Origin of the sequence: Bifidobacterium longum subsp. infantis ATCC 15697 = JCM 1222 = DSM 20088 (assembly GCF_000269965.1) — a bacterium.
Classification (GTDB): domain Bacteria; phylum Actinomycetota; class Actinomycetes; order Actinomycetales; family Bifidobacteriaceae; genus Bifidobacterium; species Bifidobacterium infantis.
On record NC_017219.1, the window covers coordinates 1 to 18,716 of the forward strand.

Annotated in this window: 15 protein-coding genes and 1 pseudogene; 10 read left to right on the top strand and 6 right to left on the bottom strand. The window is 58.4% G+C overall.

Annotated features, from left to right (window positions below):
• The 8 genes from dnaA (at position 1) to BLIJ_RS00040 (ending at position 12,788) form a co-directional block, all read left to right on the top strand.
• Positions 1-1,503 carry a chromosomal replication initiator protein DnaA gene (gene dnaA, locus BLIJ_RS00005; RefSeq protein ID WP_007057882.1) on the top strand — a complete coding sequence of 501 codons (1,503 nt, stop codon included), beginning with the start codon at positions 1-3 and terminating at the stop codon, positions 1,501-1,503.
• Between the two features lie 734 nt (positions 1,504-2,237).
• Complete coding sequence (gene dnaN, locus BLIJ_RS00010) at positions 2,238-3,362, top strand: DNA polymerase III subunit beta (RefSeq protein ID WP_012576463.1); 1,125 nt, start codon at positions 2,238-2,240, stop codon at positions 3,360-3,362.
• Between the two features lie 27 nt (positions 3,363-3,389).
• Positions 3,390-4,628 (top strand): DNA replication/repair protein RecF, encoded by a 1,239-nt coding sequence (recF, locus tag BLIJ_RS00015; protein WP_012576464.1) that lies wholly within the window; start codon positions 3,390-3,392, stop codon positions 4,626-4,628.
• Complete coding sequence (locus BLIJ_RS00020; RefSeq protein WP_012576465.1) at positions 4,625-5,095, top strand: DciA family protein; 471 nt, start codon at positions 4,625-4,627, stop codon at positions 5,093-5,095. Before recF ends, BLIJ_RS00020 begins: the two co-directional genes overlap by 4 nt.
• 132 nt (positions 5,096-5,227) lie before the next feature.
• The gene (gene gyrB / locus BLIJ_RS00025) at positions 5,228-7,366 is read left to right on the top strand and encodes a DNA topoisomerase (ATP-hydrolyzing) subunit B (RefSeq protein ID WP_172620080.1); all 2,139 of its coding nucleotides are present in this window, start codon (positions 5,228-5,230) and stop codon (positions 7,364-7,366) included.
• A gap of 67 nt (positions 7,367-7,433) precedes the next feature.
• Positions 7,434-10,085, top strand: a complete 2,652-nt coding sequence (gene gyrA, locus BLIJ_RS00030; protein WP_012576467.1) for a DNA gyrase subunit A — start codon at positions 7,434-7,436, stop codon at positions 10,083-10,085.
• Between the two features lie 69 nt (positions 10,086-10,154).
• A complete protein-coding gene (locus BLIJ_RS00035) occupies positions 10,155-10,721 on the top strand; it encodes a DUF3566 domain-containing protein (protein ID WP_012576468.1) in 567 nt (188 codons plus the stop codon).
• A 645-nt stretch (positions 10,722-11,366) separates the two neighbouring features.
• Positions 11,367-12,788, top strand: a complete 1,422-nt coding sequence (locus BLIJ_RS00040; RefSeq protein WP_012576469.1) for an ATP-binding protein — start codon at positions 11,367-11,369, stop codon at positions 12,786-12,788.
• Positions 12,789-12,848: 60 nt separating this feature from the next.
• On the opposite strand, the gene BLIJ_RS00045 is transcribed toward BLIJ_RS00040, so the two are convergent.
• The 4 genes from BLIJ_RS00045 to BLIJ_RS00060 form a co-directional block, all read right to left on the bottom strand.
• Positions 12,849-13,073, bottom strand: a complete 225-nt coding sequence (locus tag BLIJ_RS00045; protein ID WP_012576470.1) for a hypothetical protein — start codon at positions 13,071-13,073, stop codon at positions 12,849-12,851.
• A gap of 150 nt (positions 13,074-13,223) precedes the next feature.
• Positions 13,224-14,570 (bottom strand): NADP-specific glutamate dehydrogenase, encoded by a 1,347-nt coding sequence (gene gdhA / locus BLIJ_RS00050; protein WP_012576471.1) that lies wholly within the window; start codon positions 14,568-14,570, stop codon positions 13,224-13,226.
• 375 nt (positions 14,571-14,945) lie between these two features.
• The gene (locus BLIJ_RS00055) at positions 14,946-15,236 is read right to left on the bottom strand and encodes a type II toxin-antitoxin system YafQ family toxin (protein WP_012576472.1); all 291 of its coding nucleotides are present in this window, start codon (positions 15,234-15,236) and stop codon (positions 14,946-14,948) included.
• On the bottom strand, positions 15,233-15,511 hold the full coding sequence (locus tag BLIJ_RS00060) for a type II toxin-antitoxin system RelB/DinJ family antitoxin (RefSeq protein ID WP_012576473.1): 279 nt from the start codon (positions 15,509-15,511) through the stop codon (positions 15,233-15,235). The genes BLIJ_RS00055 and BLIJ_RS00060 overlap by 4 nt, the downstream gene beginning before the upstream one ends.
• A gap of 422 nt (positions 15,512-15,933) precedes the next feature.
• Between BLIJ_RS00060 and BLIJ_RS13165 the strand changes: the two genes are divergently transcribed.
• A complete protein-coding gene (locus tag BLIJ_RS13165) occupies positions 15,934-16,338 on the top strand; it encodes a Mu transposase domain-containing protein (protein WP_126386265.1) in 405 nt (134 codons plus the stop codon).
• A gap of 187 nt (positions 16,339-16,525) precedes the next feature.
• Here the strand turns inward: BLIJ_RS13165 and BLIJ_RS14875 are convergent.
• A pseudogene (locus BLIJ_RS14875) lies at positions 16,526-16,804 on the bottom strand (transposase); the annotation flags it as partial.
• A gap of 273 nt (positions 16,805-17,077) precedes the next feature.
• Here BLIJ_RS14875 and BLIJ_RS00080 point away from each other — a divergent pair.
• On the top strand, positions 17,078-17,722 hold the full coding sequence (locus BLIJ_RS00080; RefSeq protein ID WP_012576475.1) for a hypothetical protein: 645 nt from the start codon (positions 17,078-17,080) through the stop codon (positions 17,720-17,722).
• A 421-nt stretch (positions 17,723-18,143) separates the two neighbouring features.
• Here the strand turns inward: BLIJ_RS00080 and BLIJ_RS00090 are convergent, their stop codons facing one another.
• Positions 18,144-18,335, bottom strand: coding sequence for a hypothetical protein (locus tag BLIJ_RS00090; protein ID WP_126386268.1), 192 nt, complete (start codon positions 18,333-18,335; stop codon positions 18,144-18,146).
• Positions 18,336-18,716: the final 381 nt, after the last annotated feature.

An 18,716-nucleotide genomic window follows, 5' to 3' on the forward strand; every position in this document is an offset into this window, starting at 1 on the left:
ATGGTTAACGCTTCCGGCGACCCCGTAATCGAGGCCGCCCACATCTGGTCAGACACGCTGACGGTGCTCAAACACAGCGCTTCGCTCAGCCCACGAGAAAAAGGCTGGTTGGAAGGCGTTGTTCCTGAAGGCGTCTTCGGTTCGACCATCGTGCTGTGTGTGGACAACAACGACACGCTTCAAGCCATTCAGGGTGATTTGAACGATTCCCTGCTTCAGGCATTGCGTACGGTAACCGGCGAAAATATGTTTCCCGCGTTCAAGGTCGTGCCGAAAACCGAGCCAGAACCGCTTTCGGCGGCAAAGCCGGCGCAGCCATATCCTTCGGAAATTTCTCCGACTGTCGCCGAGTTCGGTAAAGAATCCTATGGCGCAAAGCCGGTAGCCGCACCGCGGGAACCGATGCCCGCCACCGAGTCGCAGTTCCCGGTCGGTCAGCAGAAGATGAATCGCGATCCCGAGACTCATCTCAATAAGAACTTCACGTTTGATTCCTTCGTGCCTGGCGATTCCAACCGTTTTGCCCGTACGGTCGCACTGGCCGTGGCCGAAGGTTCCGGTCAGGATTTCAACCCGTTGTGTATCTATGGCGGATCGGGACTGGGCAAAACCCACTTGCTGAACGCCATCGGCAACTATGCACTGGTCAAGGATCCCGGGCTGAAGGTTCGATACGTCACGTCTGAGGAATTCACGAACGAATTCATCGACGCGCTGCAAAACCCGAACCAAAGCCAAGGTCAGATTGCTGAATTCAACCGTCGATACCGACAGGTTGATGTGTTGCTTATTGACGATATCCAGTTCCTCGGCGGCAAGGAAGCCACCTTGGATCAGTTCTTCCATACGTTCAATGCACTACATCAGGCAAATAAGCGTATTGTCATTGCTTCCGATGTGGCACCCAAGAATTTGAAGGGTTTCGAGGCTCGACTCATCTCGCGCTTCGAATCCGGCCTGACCGTAGACGTCAAGCCGCCGGATCTGGAGACCCGAATCGCCATTCTTCGCATGATCGCCTCGATGAACGGGTCGAAAATCCCCAGCGATGTGTTGGACCTCATCGCCGAACGCTTCACCGAGAACATTCGTGAACTTGAGGGCGCGCTTACCCGTGTTACGGCCGTGGCCTCGCTGAGTAATCAGCCGGTGACCCGCGCCTTGGCCGAGCAGACGTTGCAGGACTTCTTCACCACCGATGTGGAAATCAAGCCCACGGACATCATCAGTCAGGTGGCGAAGTACTTCCACCTGACGTTTGAGGATCTTGTCGGTAAATCACGAACCAAAAACGTGGCTGTTCCTCGTCAGATCGCCATGTATCTGGCTCGCGAAATGACCAGTATGAGCCTGATGGATATTGGCCAGGTCTTTGGCGGACGCGATCACACCACAGTAATGCATGCCTGCACTCGAATCAGTGACCGGATGCAGCAAAAACAGGAGATCTATAACTACGTTATGGAGCTCACGGTTCGCCTCAAGCAAAGCAACACCAACTGACACAACGCTTCTGAGAGACGAAAAACGGCACTTCTTGGACTGACTTTCCGGAAAGTGCCGTTTTTGGTTGCTCAGGCGGATTCTGGTGGATACGTCGAGGCAACGGATTCGAGACATCAGATTCCTCATGGCTCCCCTTTATGAGGGGAGCTGTCGTCGCAGACGACCGAGGGGAGTTTCGACGGGGAACACGCAAAAACCCATGAAACGAGAGAATCGATTCTGAGGACCGATTTTGCGGGTTTGGGCGAGCGAGACGAAAAAAGTGCCGAAAACGGTCTCCAGAATCGATTCTCCTCGACGAAAAACAGCCTTCAACACGCCGTGCGAAAGTACGAAAACCAAAAAAGTTATCCACATAGTTGTGCACAGATGTGGGTAAACTCGGCGGATAACTCGTGGATTACCCACTATTTTGTTGTGGAAAACTCGTGCATAACTGCGACCTCGATGTGGAAAACCCAAATCCGACGAACTGGCTGTGGAAAACTCGCCCACTTATCCACAAGCCATGCAGAATTTGTCCACAATTTTCGGGGACTTATGAACCGTTGCATTCGTAGGGCTCAACCCTACTTATCCACACTATCCACCGGCCTTATTATGGCGATTACTTACTCAGTTACGTGAAAAGCATCATCGCCACAGTAACAGCCGGTCACCCATCGTACGTAAGTTCGCCACCCAACGGCTAGAATATTTCTCAGCCAATCCGACGAAGGGAACAATCACACATGAAAGTCGAAATCGATACCGCAGCCCTGGCCGACGCCGTAGCCTGGACCTCCCGAGTCATCGACGCACGTCCCTCCAACCCGATTCTCGCTGGCGTCAAGCTGGAAGCCATTGAAGGAACGCTGCAATTCTCCGCCTTCAACTACGAGATTTCCGCTCGCCACCACATCGAAGCCGGCGTTGACGAAGCCGGTTCCGTACTGGTTCAGGGCAAACTGCTGGCCGATATCACCAAATCGCTGCGTTCGGAGAAAACGTACCTGGTTACCGACGGCTCCACGCTGACCATCACGTCCGGCAAGTCGAAGTTCACCTTGCAGCTCATGCCCGACACCGAGTACCCGGATCTGCCTGTGGTACCGGCCATGCTCGGCCAAGTCGATGCCCCGACTTTCGTTCAGGCAGTGAACCAAGCATGCGTTGCCGTCTCCCGCGAAGAGAACCGCCCGGTGCTGACCGGCGTACGCATGCAGTTCCAAGGCGACAAGGTCGTCATGACCTCCACCGATCGCTTCCGTTTGGCCCGCGCCACCTTCACTTGGACTCCGCAGAACCCGGACGTCGACACCACCACGCTGGTTCGCGGCTCACTACTCAAGGATGTGGCCCGCGCTCTTGATGAGCACCAGAACATCCGCCTTGATTTCGACGCCGATAGCCCGACGCTGCTCGGCTTCGAAAACGCCGGCCGCGTCTCCACCTCCCAGCTCATCGACGGTGAATTCCCGGCGGTCGACCGCCTGTTCGCCGACGAATACCCGATTCAGGCCGTAGTCAACAAGCAGGATCTGCTCGACGCCATCAGCCGTGTGGCTTTGGTCGCCGAACGCAATGCTCCGATTCGCATGACCTTCACCGGTCAGGAAGTGGCGCTGTCCGCCGGATCGGTCGACGAGGCCCAGGCCAACGAGACACTGGACATCGACATGGATGGCGACGACATCACCGTGGCATTCAACCCGTCCTACCTGAAGGAGGGTCTGTCCGCCGTGACCGAACCATTCGTGCGCATCAAGATGACGACCCCGGTCAAGCCGGTCGAGTTCAACGGCCAGCAGGAAGCTGATTCCGACGAGTCCATGGACTACCGATACCTGCTCGTGCCGATGCGCTTTAACAACTGAAGTCCCTGAATTTCCAACGATTCGATAATGCACATCTCCCGTCTCGCACTCGACCACTACCGCTCATGGAGTCAGGTAGTGGTCGATTTCGTACCAGGCGTGAATATCCTGTTCGGCAAGAATGGCTTGGGCAAAACCAATCTGGTGGAAGCCGTCGAAGTGCTGTCCACCGGATCGAGCCATCGCACGTCCAGCACGTTGCCGCTGATCGAACGCGGGCAGACCACGGCCACCATCCGCGCGAACGTCGCTGATGATGCCGGCCAAACCACTACGTATGAAGCGTCGATTCATGCGCGTGGTGCCAACCGAGCCCGCATCAACTCGGGGTCGTCGCTGTATCTGCGCGATATCATCGGCAAGATTCCCAGCGTTTCCTTCACTCCCGAAGATCAGCGATTGGTGTCCGGCGATCCGGGAGCACGCCGCACCATGATGAATCAGGCTGCGGCTCTGCTCGAGCCCGGATACATGCAGACGTTGCAACAGTTCACGCGCATCGCCAAACAGCGTGCCACATTGTTGAAGCAATTGAATGCCAATGCCAATAATGGCCAGCCGATGGATGCGGTTCTGAGCGGTTTGGAAATCTGGACCGGCCAGTTCATCGAAGCCGGTGTGGTGTTGACCCGTATGCGAGCCCATGTGATTAGCCTGCTTGCCGAGCCATTTGCCGCGATTTACGCCGACTTGGCCGGTGCCGGCGAGCAGGTGACGCTCACATATGCGCCTTCATTCGACGAAGTGCTGATGTTCAACGATCCGCATCCGCAGATCAGCGAGCATTTCCAACGCATCTACCCCGGTGAAGTGGCTCGCGGCGTGAACCTTATCGGTCCGCAGCGCGATGACATGAACCTTGACTTGGCCGGTATTCCCGCCCGCGAGTTCGCTTCGAACGGCGAGATGTGGACGATGGCGTTGGCCTTGAAAATGGCATTGTTCGAAATCGTGCGTGACCGGTTGGGATTGCAGCCGATTGTGATTCTCGATGATGTGTTCGCCCAGCTTGATGACAGCCGGCGCGCGCAGATTCTTGATTTCGCCAGAAAACAGGATCAGGTGCTGATTACCGTGGCCGCTGAAGGCGATGTGCCCGACTATGAATCGGCCCATCGCATCGACGTGGCCGCACTGGCCGAACCAGCTTCCGTGATACTGCCAACTCTGGGCAATTTGTCCGATTTGCGGGAAAACGAGAGTTTGGGTAAGTATGACGGAAAAACCGCGGTGGACAGCGCGTCCGTAGAACGGAAAGTGTCATGAACCCGCCGATCGCCCGCCAACTCAACCTGGACGAGACCAAACTGCCGGCCGAAATATTCGAGCGGATCTCCCGTCGCGGGGCGACCTTGAAGGACTACAGACGCCGCCGTGAAGAGGCCATCGAAAACTTCGGCAAACCGGGGCGCGATCCGGCTGAACTGGGCAGCGTGATGACCACCATCGCCGGCAATGGCGTCTGGGCGGCGAATATGAAGCTTGCGCAATTGCGCAACCATTGGGACCAAGTGGTGGGGCAGGCCATCGCCAGCCATTCGGCAGTCGCCGATTTCATGGACGGTGTACTGACCATCCGTGCCGAATCCACGGTCTGGGCCACGCAGCTGACCTACCTTATCCCCCAACTCACCGATACCATCCGTCGCAATCTCAGAGGATTGACCATCACCGAGATTCGCGTGACCGGCCCGGCCGCCGGATACACGCGCAAATGGGCTCGGCGGCGGTAGCCAAGATACCAAACAAATTCGCAGAAGCCTCGCTATGGCGCTCGTCGGGTTAGACGAGTAAAATCACATGCAGTATGGTCAAATGGCTAGAAGAGTCCTTTACGGGCCTCGTAAGCCATATCACCTCCGTGAATGACCTTCATGACGGAGGTTGACCCTGTAGTCACGGAAGGAAGCCTGTTGGCAGACGAAACCAGCAAAGAGGAGCAGCTGAAGGCGGCTGCGGAACGCATCAACAATGCGGAATTGACCGAAGGCGAACTTGACGAATCCATGGCTCCCGAGCATTATGAGGCCTCTGATCTGAGGGTGCTCGAAGGACTTGAGGCCGTGCGTATCCGCCCCGGTATGTACATCGGTTCCACCGGGCCGCGCGGTTTGCACCACCTGGTCTATGAGATCGTCGACAACTCGGTCGACGAGGCGCTGGCCGGATACGCCAGCCATATCGAGGTCTCCATTCTGCCGGACAACGGCATCCGCGTGGTGGACGATGGTCGAGGCATCCCGGTCGATGAGGTGCCCGGCGAGGGCGTCTCCGGTGTGGAGACCGTGATGACCAAGCTGCACGCCGGCGGCAAGTTCGGCGGCGGCGGTTATGCAGTGTCCGGCGGTCTGCACGGCGTGGGCATCTCCGTGGTCAACGCACTCTCCACCCGCGTGGACATCGAAGTGCGCCGTCAGGGCTTCCACTGGACCCAGACGTACATCGACCAGCACCCCACCGCGCCCTTGAAGCAGGGCGAGCCGATGACCGAAGGCGAGTCCACCGGCACGTCCGTGACCTTCTGGGCCGACCCGAAGATTTTCGAGACCACCATCTACGACTTCGAGACGCTGCGCTCCCGCTTCCAGCAGATGGCCTTCCTGAACAAGGGCCTCAAGATCAGCCTGACCGACGAACGCGAGAACGACCAGGCCGGCGACGAGGTGGCCGGCGACGCGGCGGACGAGCCGGGCGCGAAGCACCAGACCGTCACCTACCAATACCTCAACGGCATCAAGGACTACGTCGAGTATCTGGTCAAGGTGCGCAAGGCCACGCCGGTGGAAGAGGACGTCATCAGCTTCGAGGCCGAAGACCTGAAGCTCGGCATCTCCGCCGAACTCGCCATGCAGTGGACCACCGCCTACTCCGAGGCCGTGCACACCTTCGCGAACACGATTTCCACCACCGAGGGCGGCACCCACGAGGAGGGCTTCCGCGCCGCGCTGACCTCGCTGGTCAACCGTTACGCGCGTGACAAGGGCATCCTCAAGGACAAGGACGAGAACCTCTCCGGCGACGACGTGCGTGAAGGCCTGACCGCCGTGATCTCCGTCAAGCTCACCAACCCGCAGTTCGAAGGCCAGACCAAGACCAAGCTCGGCAACTCCGAGGCCAAGACCTTCGTGCAGCGCGTGATGACCGACAAGCTCGGCGACTGGTTCGACGCCCACCCGAACGAGGCCAAGAACATCATCCAGAAGGCCATCGAGGCCTCCCGCGCCCGTCTGGCCGCCAAGAAAGCCCGCGAGAACACCCGCCGCAAGTCCATCTTCGAGTCCGCCGGCATGCCCGACAAGCTCAAGGACTGCCAGTCCTCCAACCCGGAAGAGTGCGAGCTGTTCATCGTGGAGGGCGATTCCGCAGGCGGTTCCGCCATCCAAGGCCGCAACCCGATCACGCAGGCCATCCTGCCGCTGCGAGGCAAGATCCTCAACACCGAACGTGCCAGCTTGGACCGCATGATGAAGTCCGACACCATCGAATCGCTGATCACCGCGGTCGGCGGCGGCTATGGCGAGGACTTCGACATCTCCAAGGTCCGCTACCACAAGGTCATCATCATGGCCGATGCCGATGTGGACGGTGCGCATATCGCCACCCTGAACCTGACGCTGTTCTTCCGCTACATGCGCCCGATGATCACCGCCGGCTACGTGTACGTGGCCATGCCGCCGCTGTACCGCCTGAAGTGGACCAAGGGCCCGCACGACTTCGTGTACACCGACGCCGAGCGCGACCGCGTGCTCGCCGAAGGCAAGGCCAACGGCCGCCAGCTGCCCAAGGGCGAAGGCATCCAGCGCTACAAGGGTCTGGGCGAGATGAGCTACCAGGAGCTATGGGAGACCACCATGGACCCCGAGCACCGCATTCTGAAGCAGGTGCACATCGAGGACGCCGCCGCGGCCGACGAGACCTTCTCGATGCTGATGGGCGATGAGGTCGAACCCCGCCGCCTCTTCATCCAGCGCAACGCCAAGAACGTGCGTTGGATCGATGCGTAACGGAATCCTCCAACCTCCCTCGTCAGAGGGAGGTACACAACGGACTTAGACAATTAAAGGAACAACAGTGGCAGATGAAAACAACACCGGCGACGAGCAGTTCACGCCGGACGGCTCGATGGAGCCGTTGAGCCCGCAGGAGGCGGACACCACCGACTACGGCCTGATGGAGAGCGGCGAACGCATCCAGCGCAAGGACCTGCAGCAGGAGATGCGCGAGTCCTACCTGGCGTATGCCCTCTCCGTGATCGTCGAGCGTGCCCTGCCGGACGTGCGCGACGGCATGAAGCCCGTGCATCGCCGTGTGATCTACGCGATGTACGACGGCGGCTACCGCCCCGATCGCGGCTACAACAAGTGCTCCCGCGTGGTCGGCGACGTGATGGGTAAGTACCACCCGCACGGCGATTCCGCCATCTACGACACCTTGGTGCGTATGGCCCAGTCCTGGTCGATGCGCAACATGCTCGTCGACGGCCAGGGCAACTTCGGCTCCCCCGGCGATGACCCGGCCGCCGCCATGCGTTACACCGAATGCCGCATGGCCCCGCTGGCCATGGAAATGGTGCGCGACATCGACAAGGACACCGTCGACTTCGTGCCCAACTACGACGGCAAGACCCAGGAGCCGACCGTGCTGCCGGCCCGCTTCCCGAACCTGCTCGTCAACGGTTCCGCCGGCATCGCCGTCGGCATGGCCACCAACATCCCGCCGCATAACATGCGCGAGGTGGCGGACGGCGTCCACTGGGCGCTCGACCATCCGGACGCCAGCCGCGAGGAACTGCTGGAAAACCTGATCCGCATCATCAAGGGACCGGACTTCCCCACCGGCGCCACCATCCTCGGCCACAAGGGCATCGAACAGGCCTACCGCACCGGCCGTGGCCTCATCACCATGCGCGCCGTGGTCAACACCGAGGAGATCAACGGCCGCATGTGCCTGGTGGTCACCGAACTGCCGTACCAGGTCAATCCGGATCGTCTCGTCGTCTCCATCCGCGAGGCCGTGCGCGACGGCAAGATCCAGGGCATTGCCGACATGCGCGACGAGACCTCCGGCCGCACCGGCCAGCGCCTCGTGCTGGTCCTGAAGCGCGACGCCGTGCCGAAGGTGGTGCTGAACAACCTGTACAAGCACTCCCAGCTGCAGCAGACCTTCGGCGCCAACATGCTGGCCTTGGTCGACGGCGTGCCGCGCACACTGAGCCTGGACGCCTTCATCCGCCACTGGGTGAACCACCAGCTCGACGTGATCGCCCGCCGCACCGCGTACCTGAAGCGCGAGGCCGAGGAGCGCGACCACATCCTGCAGGGGTATCTCAAGGCCCTGGACATGCTGGACGAGGTCATCGCCCTCATCCGCGCCTCCGAGGACACCGATACCGCCCGTACCGGCCTTATGGAGCTGCTGGACATCGACCAGGTGCAGGCGGACGCCATCCTGGCCATGCAGCTGCGCACGCTGACCCGCATGAACCGCGACAAGATCGTGGCCGAGCATGAGGAATTGCAGCGCAGGATCGCCGACTACATCGACATCCTCGCCAAACCGGAACGCCAGCGCAAGATCATCGGCGACGAACTCGACGAGATCGTGGCCAAGTACGGCGACGAACGCCGCACCCGAATCCTGCCGTTCTCCGGCGAGATGAACGTCGAAGACCTGATCGCCGAAGAGAACGTGGTGGTCACCGTGACCCACTCCGGTTTCATCAAACGCACCAAGGCCGACGAATACCGCGCCCAGCACCGCGGCGGCAAGGGCATCAAGGGCACCAAGCTGCGCGAGGACGACGTGGTGGATCACTTCTTCCTGACCTCCACGCACAACTGGCTGCTGTTCTTCACCAACAAGGGGCGCGTGTACCGCATCAAAGCCTACGAGCTACCCGAAGGCTCGCGCGATTCCAAGGGCCAGCACGTGGCCAACCTGCTGCAGTTCGCGCCCGATGAGACCATCCAGACCGTGCTGTCCATCCCGAACTATGAGGTGGCCAGATATCTGGTGCTCGCCACCCGATCCGGCAAGGTCAAGAAGACCCCGCTGGCCGAGTACGATTCCCCGCGTCAGGGCGGTCTGATCGCCGTGCGACTCATGGCCGACGAGAACGGCGAGAACGCCGACGAGCTCATCGGCGCCGCGTTGTGCAACGCGCAGGACGACATCATCCTGGTGTCCAGGCTTGGCATGAGTCTCAAGTTCCAGGCCGACGACGAACAGCTGCGCCCGATGGGCCGTCAGACCGCCGGTGTGCAGGGCATGAAGTTCCGTGCGGACGACAGCCTGCTGGCGATGGATGTGGTGCCGAGCGACTCCGACAAGGACCTGTTCGTGGTGACCAACGAGGGCTTCGCCAAGCGCACCGCCATCGGCGAGTACCGTCTGCAGGGGCGCAATGGTCTGGGCGTCAAGGCCGTGCAGCTGGTCGAAGGCCGCGGCGCGCTGGTGGGTGCGCTCGTGGTGTCCGAAGACGATCAGGTCATGGCCATCATGAAGTCCGGCAAGGTGATCCGCTCCAATGTGGACGAGGTCAAGCGCACCGGGCGAAACACCCAGGGCGTGACCTTCGCCAAGCCCGACAAGGGCGACATGATCCTCTCCATCGCCCGTAACGAGGAGAAGGACGAGCCCGAGGAAGACGGCGGTACGGCAACGAACGGAGCCGGTGAGACCGTGCAATCCGACAAGAATGTGAACAACCCGGACGAGGCGTGAGCAGCGTCCCGAAAAGCTGGTAGCCTCGCATACAACAGAGGCTGCCGTCCAGCCTGGTAAGGAGAAACGATGAGCGAGAATCTCGAAGACAACGAGACCCGGATCATTCCGTCGGAAGACGGCAATACACAGAACGATTATGCCGAGCCGCTGATCGGCGCCGACCGCGCTCCCCGTGTGGCCCGCTCCGTGTCCAGTGATCCGGAGGAGTCCGCGTTGCCTTCTTCAGGTGCCGCCACTCCTGTGCGTCCGGCACCTCGCCGTAGCGCCCCCAGGGCTCGCCGCATGAGCTTGTCGCTGACCCGCGTGGATGCTTGGTCCGTGGCCAAGGTGACGTTCATGCTGTCCATCGCCGTGGCGATTATTCAGGTCGTTGCCTCCGCGATCGTATGGGTGCTGCTTGATGTGGTCGGTGTATTCAGCCAGATTACGCAGATTGTGTCTTCCACCGGTCTTGATGCAGGCGGTTTCGATCTCAAGAACGTGTTGTCCCTTACCACCGTGGTGTCCGGCGTCACCATCTTCTCGATTGTTGAGGTGGTGATCTTCACCCTGCTGGCCACCATTGCGGCACTGATCTACAACGTGGTCAGCTCGCTGGTCGGCGGCGTGCACGTCACGCTCGGCGACGACTGATATAGCGATACTGACGGAACTCCCCTCAGTGAACCGCACCCCGGTTGTTGGACTGAAGTAATTCAGATTCGATGATCGGAGGTGCGGTTTCTTATATGTGGGGATCGCAGGCGTCGTTGCTGGGCCGAGACTTGGGACTCCGGCGACGCTGGGGGTGGCAGGCGTCGGTGTTGGGACAGATTTTGTATCTCTGACGACGCTGTGGAGGGCTTACCGTCGTCAGCGGTACAGATCTTGGAGTTCTGCCGACGCTGAGGGTGTGTTCTGTGTCGTTTGCGTCCAATTATTGGCCCTCTGCCGACGCTGGGCACAGCAAGCGTCGTTGCTGGGCCAAGTTCTGGACTGCCGCCGACGCAGAGAATGCACACAGCGGTGTTGGTCTGCCAGCGTGTGGCAGCTTGGCGCCGTTGAGGAAGGCCTATGTGGTGTGGTTCCACCAAAGGACTGGCAGGTTGGCTGGCGTCAGCGGTTGATCTGCCGATGTTGTTGCTCGTCAGTCTGGACTGTTGGGCTTTCGTTTTGACAGCGGAAGGAAGATCCTCCTCGCGGTAGGGCAACAATTATTAGTATCGTAATTAAGGTAATCGTGATTACATTAACCATGATACTCTTATTATTGGGCGGTAGACGGATCGGAGGGCTGCAATGTTTGTCGCACGAGAGCACGAGTTACAAGTGCTGGAAAAGCTGTTTACCAGTGATTCATTCGAAATGGTGGTGCTGTACGGTAGGCGGCGTGTAGGGAAAACGGCGTTGATCGACGAATTTGTCAAAGATAAACGCGTGCTGTACTTCACGGCCATACAGCAAAGCGCCAAGATGAATCTTGAAGATTTCTCAAGAGCGGCATTGTCGTTCTTTGGTATGCCGGATTCCACCCCGTCGTTTGGCAGGTGGTCTGATGCGTTATCGTTTGTTGCTGAACGTGCTGCACAGACTGACGAACGTATGGTGTTCGTATTCGATGAGTTCCCTTATGCGGCTGCCGCCGAGCCAGCATTACCCTCCATGTTGCAGATAGCAGTTGACCATGGATTCCTCGCCACAAAAGTGACGATGATTCTATCCGGTAGTAACGAGGGATTCATGGAAAACGACGTATTGGGGCGTAAAAGCCCGCTATACGGGCGTCGTACAGCACAGATTCGACTCCTGCCATTCGATTATGCGGATGCGGCAAAATTTCTAACGAACACATCTCCGCAAGAACTGGTCCAATACTATGCGACTTTCGGCGGTACGCCATATTATCTGGCTCGTATACAGGAAGCCGATGGCTTTGAATCCAATGTGCTGCGCTTGATGTTCGACAACTTGGGCGTACTGCGTGAGGAACCTATGATGCTGTTGCGTCAGGAGCTTCGTGAACCGGCATCGTATTATTCGATATTGCAATCTATTGCGGGTGGTAATTCCTCGCCAAAGCTTATCGCTGAACATGCGGGTGTCGAATCTGATTCGATTGGAGCATATCTGAAAACGCTGGTCGATTTGCGCTTAATTGAGCGAAAAGTGCCGTTTGGTGAAGATCCGAGTAAATCGCGCAAGGGAATGTATGTGGTGAGCGATCCCTTCTTTGCATATTGGTTCCGCTTTGTGGGGCGCAACATGAGCATTTTGGATGGTAATATCAGCGAGGAGGTTACGAGCAGACTCGCTTTTGGACCATCGTTTGATACCTATGTTGGGCAACAATTTGAGACGATTTGCCTGCAATGGCTTATTCGAAACAACGCTATGGGCAACCTCCCCTTTGTTGCCACTCAATTCGGCAAATGGTGGGGCAATGATCCGATTGCTCACGAGCAAACCGATATCGATGTGATTGCTGCGGATTCGCTCGATAAAACGATTCTGTTCGGTGAATGCAAATGGCGTAATTCATTCAACGAAACGGAGGCTATTGAAAGGCTCCATCAGCGTGCTGGCTTAGTCCGCGGCTATCAGGCAGGTAATGCGTGGCTTATGCTGTTCACCAAGAATCCGGTGAGTGAGTCCACGCGAACCCGCTACATGGATGATGAACGAATGGTATTCGTTTCTGCGGAAGAGTTATACACTGCGTGATGCATTACTGGGTGATTGTGACGCGGGATATCCAGAGTCCTGCCGACAGCCACGTGGCAATTACGCCAACTCACGCACCACCAAATCGGTGTTCAGGTGCATCACGCGCGGTGAAGAGACTCCGTTGATGGCTTTGATGACCACGTCGGCCATGGTCCAGCCGCACTGATCCATGTGCTGATCGACGGTGGTGAGTTCCGGGGTTATGGAGGTGGAAGCTGAGCTGTTATCTGCAGAAGGCCGAATGTACCCCTCTGAAAGCAGATAGCTTGGATTGATGATCATATCCAAGAATTCACTCGTATAGTGGTGCGTAATGCTTACGTATTTGGGGATAGCACTTGTTGCGTTCGTTGTACATATAGCAATGCCCTTGCCTCCTCACGGGGAAGCAAGGGCATTACGCTACTGCTTAGTACTGCTTAGCGGCAAGCGTCACAGCACGCCCTGGGCGACCATGGCGTTGGCTACCTTGACGAAACCGGCGATGTTGGCGCCGGCCATCAGATCGCCTTCCTCGCCGTACTCCTTGGCGGCGGCCAGGGAGTTGGCGACGATGGATTCCATGATGGACTTGAGCTTGGCGTCGACCTCCTCGAAGGTCCAGCTCAGACGGTAGCTGTTCTGGCTCATCTCCAGACCGGAGACGGCCACGCCACCGGCGTTGGCAGCCTTGGCCGGGCCGTACAGCAGCTTATTGGACTTGTAGACCTCGATGGCTTCGGGGGTGGAAGGCATGTTGGCGCCCTCGCACACCACCTTGCAGCCGTTGGCTACAAGAGCCTTGGCGGATTCCTCGTCGATTTCGTTCTGAGTGGCGCACGGCAGCGCGATGTCGCACGGCACGGTCCACACGCCGGAGCAACCCTCGTGGTATTCGGCGGATGTAACGCGCTCGGCGTACTCCTTGATACGGCCGCGCTCGACCTCCTTGATCTGCTTGACCACGGCGACGTCGATGCCGTTCGGATCGTAGACATAGCCGTTGGAATCGGACACGGTCACGACCTTGGCGCCCAGCTCCTCGGCCTTCTGCGCGGCGTAGATGGCCACGTTGCCGGCACCGGAGATCACGACGGTCTTGCCCTTGAAGGAGTCGTTGCGCAGCACGCGCAGGGCTTCCTGGGTGTAGTAGCACACGCCGTAACCGGTGGCCTCGGTGCGGGCCAGAGAGCCACCGAATTCGAGGCCCTTGCCGGTCAGCACGCCGGAGTATTCGTCACGGATGCGCTTGTACTGGCCGAACAGGTAGCCGATCTCACGGCCACCGACGTTGATGTCGCCGGCGGGAACGTCGGTGAACTGGCCGATGTGACGGCACAGCTCGGTCATGAAGGCCTGGCAGAAGCGCATGACTTCCGCGTCGGACTTGCCCTTCGGGTTGAAGTCGGAGCCGCCCTTGCCGCCGCCCATCGGCAGCGTGGTCAGGGAGTTCTTCAGGATCTGCTCGAAACCGAGGAACTTGATGACGCTCTCGTTGACGGTCGGGTGGAAGCGCAGGCCGCCCTTGTACGGGCCGATGGCGGAATTGAACTGCACGCGGTAACCACGGTTGACCTGCACCTTGCCTTCGTCGTCGGTCCAGGCGACGCGGAACTTCACCACGCGCTCAGGTTCGACGATGCGCTCGAGCACACCGTTCTTCTCGTATTCCGGGTGCTTTGCGACGACCGGCTGAAGGGTGTCGAGCACTTCGTAGACGGCTTGCAGAAATTCGGGCTGATCGCCATCGCGGGCCACGACCTGGTTGTAGACGCGCTTGACGTACTCGTCAGTGAGCATTGTTCTCCTCGATTCGATAGATAGATAAGACGTTCTTATTCTATGCACCCGACCCTGTGTTGCATAGAGGGCGCTCGGATAACGGGAAAGCGTTCAGCGCAGCGCGCAAGATGCGTCATGGCACAGGTCGAGTGCGATGCGCAATCGCATGGTTGTGGACCGGACGCCGGCACGATTGACGGAACCTTGGTGTTGCTGGGTTTTGGCATGAAAAAGGGCTTTCGGACTCCGCCGAAAACCCTGACCGTGGAGCCAGGGATTCCCGGTGTTTGTCGCTATTTCGCCGTTTTCTCGGTGTATCACGACATTGGGTGCCTTGCTACACACCCTGCCTTGGTCGGGCCCCTGTCCCGGCTTTCCTTTGTCCGTATCCCGTTATTTTCCGAAAAGGCCACTATGGGTGCCCGTTCGGGTCAGAGTGAGCACCAGCACGTCCTTCTCTATGAGATAGACCAACAGCAGGTCTGGTGTGATATAGCACTCCCTGAAGCCGGTCATATTGCCTGTAAGCGCATGGTCATGATACCGGTCGGGCAGTGTGCCGCCCTCGGACAGAATGGATACAACCTGTTTGAAAAGGCCGGCGTCCAGTCCGCGTCGTCTGGCGAGTTTGAAGTCCTTCCTGAATCTGGACGTGGTCTTGACCGTGTACCGGATGCCGCTCATGCATCCAAGTCCTTGAACAAGGCGTTCAGGTCCCGGTAGCCCTTCACGTTCCCGTCCCTTGCGATTCGCTTCGCCTCCAACATGGCGGAGACGGTCTCCCTGTTCGGCTCATCCAACGAGACGTTGAACGGTATGCCGCCCTGTCGCAGGGATTGGCGGATGAATATGTTGACTGCGGTGGTCAGGTTCATGCCCAGCTCCCCGAACAGTTCCTCGGCTTGTTTTTTCAGCTCAGCGTTCATTCGGACGTTGACGGTGGTTGTCGTTCCGCTCATCTTTGGCTCCTTCCTTGGAAGACGTTCATATCATATATCCCTTGTCTATAGAAAACAACACATCATGTATATAGCGTTTTACATCGTATGTAAAACGCTGGTTTCTATTAGGCTCTGTTGCACCAGAATTGGTATGACGGAGTCGAAAGATTTCTTTCCTGTGCGTATGGTTCCAGTGTCGTTCATCGGGTACCCATTTTGAGTATCTCGGTGGATACCCAAAACGCCGACATTTACGGACTTCCGTATGTTCGCCGTTCTCACCGTATACTTTGAAATCATTGGTACTTCGCCGTTTTGATATGAAAAAGGGCTTCCGGACTCCGCCGAAAACCCTGACCGTGGAGCTAGCCGGGTTCCCACGCCGCAGCCTCATGGTCCCGCCCCTAGAGGCCGGGTCCCACGAGCAACCCGCCCGTGTCATGCCCGGACGCTGCGACGAACCGGTCCGGACCCGATGCCATTACAAGCTATTGGACGTGCCCATTATGGAATGCTTCGACGAGGACCGGAAAGCGTTGATGCCCCTGCCATCCACACGTTTCGACCCGATCCGTTGGGAAAGCGGGAAAGCCGACAGGTACGGGCGTATCGAGATCGACTCGAACCGGTACCTCGCCGGCGGCAAGTGGCACGGCGGGAAACTTTTGGCCGCGGCCGGGTGGGACAGCGTGCGGATCACCGATCCCTCGTCCGGCGAGATGATCGCCGAATATCCTAGGCGATACGGCGGAGCATCCAGCACGCTGCAGGACCCGGCCCTGGTCTCGCTCGCCCTGCGCCACAGGGACGGGAACTGGAGGTATACGCCCAAGGGCCCGACCTGACCGGCTACGACCGGTTCATCACCGGCACGGACGCCACACGGGACGATGAGTGGGAGGAGGCGCGGTGAGTAGGAGACCCGGTCCCAGGATCCCGGAGATTAAGCGACGCCGGGCCGACACCATCGCCAAAAGCGAACGCGTCATGACCATGAGCCGGCACCTGACATTGACCCGTGGCGTCCTGGCTGACCACCTCGATGGCGTGGGGCAGTATCCGTGCGGCGGCTTTCTTGTATCCGGCGAACGCGTCCATCGCCACGACCCTCACACGCTCGCGGAACGCCTGGCCGCGTTCCTGGAGCCATGTGGTGAACGCCTTCTCGCTCCTGCCTTCGACCATGTCCAGCAGGCGGGCCGTCCCGCCTTTCTTCCTGGGCGTCAGGTCCACGATGATGGTCACTTACCTACTGCCGAACGGGGTGTGTCGCCACACGTGCTCGTCCACGCCGATCTCCTCGACACCGTCGCACTGGGCGCAACACCGTGCGGCGGGCCCCTCCGGCTCGCAGCGTATCTGCCACACGCCCCCGCGAGTGCCCATGGCCAGGTGCCGTTGCACCAGGGGACGCAACCCCAATCCGTCCAGGCCGAGCAACACCCATCCGTCGAACGTGCTAAACTCAATGCCAAGCCGCACGGTATCCTTCACTTTTTCTTTCACACAACGAATGAAACCGCACGGCCCTTACACACCAAAATCGGAAGAGCCGGGTAAATCAACGATTCAAGGAAGAATCAAATGAAAAAAGTAAGGAAATACCTCGCACGAATCATCGCCTGTATCTTGTCGATGGCGACATTGTTGGTGGTGGCTCCCGTTGCGAATGCAAGTGTCCCGGATGCTCAGTCCGATGGCTACGTTCCTTGTGCAGTACCGTCAGTGGATACGGAACTCGAGAACCTGCTCTGGAAAATCGTTGATGTCGGTGAATATTTCAGCTTTGAAGGTGATCGTCTCACCGTCTCGCTGTCAGAGGAGCAACTGAAGACCGATTACGGTTTCTCCGATGCAGAATATGTGTTCCTGGTCGATAACGTCCTCAATCCACCCACGGAGGACATCCAAGACATAGAGTCGCTTCCAACGACCTATGCCAGTTGCAGCGGCGTATACATCTCCTACATAGATTTCACCGTAGGATTCGCGGCAGCGCTTTTCGCGGCTTCCTCGGTTAGCCCGGCGGCTCTTGCCGCAGCATTCACCGCAGTTGCCTCGGCAATCAGTGGGCCCGTCGGTACCATGATCGCTGGAGGCGTCGCTGTCTTGGGCATCGGATTCTTTGCTGATCTCGCCACAAAAATCATCGGCGCAGTTGCTCAAGGAAAGGGAGTATGCCTCACACTGGCTTGGGAATTCCCACCGTTGAAATCTGAAATCATATGATGCAGTTGTAAGGCATTATTGTGATGAAAAAGTGGGATTGGAAGTCATGGCTCTGTGCATGGCTGTTCGCTTCTTGCTCAATTAGTGGAGCAACGGAGATCAAGCGCGGGGCCATGACCCCATTCGCAGTCGTGTATCTGATTACTGCCGTTGTGGCATTGATATTGTTTGTGTGGTCGTGCCTTAAAACACAGAACATAAAGCTTTCGGTTATTCTTACGACGGCGCTTATAGTGCCAGTAGCCGTTATGTTGATATTCAACGGGTCTCTCAGCAGATTTCTCGTCTACATCTATTTCGTAGCAATACTTTTGGCCGCGTTAGTGCACAAGTATGGCAGACCACAGAAAAAGCAGTAGCGGCCATGCACGTGCAAACAAGAAAGGCCCGTCCGGGTGTTGAAACTCGGACGGGCTGGCCGTTATCGACGGCTGGGTGTCATCGCCCAGATGGCGATTGCCATCACGACGATGTCGGCGGCGATGGAGTGCATCGCGGGTGCGAGGCTGATGACGATGACCGCCATCAGCCACACGTGCAGGCTGACCACTTCTCCGATTCGTAGGTCAAGGATGGCCCCCAGCCATATGGAGATTCGTGTGGTGTTGGGCATGGCGGCATAGATGGTCTGAAGTTCCTCGGCTGTGGCCGGGGGTATTTGAGCTTGCCGGGATTTTGGGATTGCGGGGGCTTTCATGGTAACGGGTGATTTGTCTACGGCTCCTTCGGCCACTGCCTTCGCGTACACGGCTTTCAAGAGGTGGAACGTTTTCTTGCGGGGCGTCGCTCCCCCGAAATTGCCTAAATTGGCTAGCCACCGGTTTATGTCTTCAGTCGTGATGCCGGCGAGGTGGTATCTCCAGAAGAATGCGTGGGACAGATGCGCAAGGTATTACCGATGCTTTCTTTTGCTTCCTGCGGTTAGTTCGGCTCCGTCGGAAGAATAGTTGAGCCATGTGGGTGCGAATTCTTCCATGACGTAGTCGCAGAACAG

Coding starts and splice junctions, on each gene's coding strand:
- BLIJ_RS00045 (WP_012576470.1), bottom strand. CDS start 13,073: ATGATCATCAATCCAAGCTATCTGCTTTCAGAGGGGTACATTCGGCCT.
- BLIJ_RS00090 (WP_126386268.1), bottom strand. CDS start 18,335: ATGCCCAACACCACACGAATCTCCATATGGCTGGGGGCCATCCTTGAC.
- dnaN (WP_012576463.1), top strand. CDS start 2,238: ATGAAAGTCGAAATCGATACCGCAGCCCTGGCCGACGCCGTAGCCTGG.
- BLIJ_RS00080 (WP_012576475.1), top strand. CDS start 17,078: ATGAAAAAAGTAAGGAAATACCTCGCACGAATCATCGCCTGTATCTTG.
- BLIJ_RS00035 (WP_012576468.1), top strand. CDS start 10,155: ATGAGCGAGAATCTCGAAGACAACGAGACCCGGATCATTCCGTCGGAA.
- BLIJ_RS00020 (WP_012576465.1), top strand. CDS start 4,625: ATGAACCCGCCGATCGCCCGCCAACTCAACCTGGACGAGACCAAACTG.
- gdhA (WP_012576471.1), bottom strand. CDS start 14,570: ATGCTCACTGACGAGTACGTCAAGCGCGTCTACAACCAGGTCGTGGCC.
- dnaA (WP_007057882.1), top strand. CDS start 1: ATGGTTAACGCTTCCGGCGACCCCGTAATCGAGGCCGCCCACATCTGG.
- gyrB (WP_172620080.1), top strand. CDS start 5,228: ATGACCTTCATGACGGAGGTTGACCCTGTAGTCACGGAAGGAAGCCTG.
- BLIJ_RS00060 (WP_012576473.1), bottom strand. CDS start 15,511: ATGAGCGGAACGACAACCACCGTCAACGTCCGAATGAACGCTGAGCTG.
- recF (WP_012576464.1), top strand. CDS start 3,390: ATGCACATCTCCCGTCTCGCACTCGACCACTACCGCTCATGGAGTCAG.
- BLIJ_RS00040 (WP_012576469.1), top strand. CDS start 11,367: ATGTTTGTCGCACGAGAGCACGAGTTACAAGTGCTGGAAAAGCTGTTT.
- BLIJ_RS00055 (WP_012576472.1), bottom strand. CDS start 15,236: ATGAGCGGCATCCGGTACACGGTCAAGACCACGTCCAGATTCAGGAAG.
- BLIJ_RS13165 (WP_126386265.1), top strand. CDS start 15,934: ATGCCCGGACGCTGCGACGAACCGGTCCGGACCCGATGCCATTACAAG.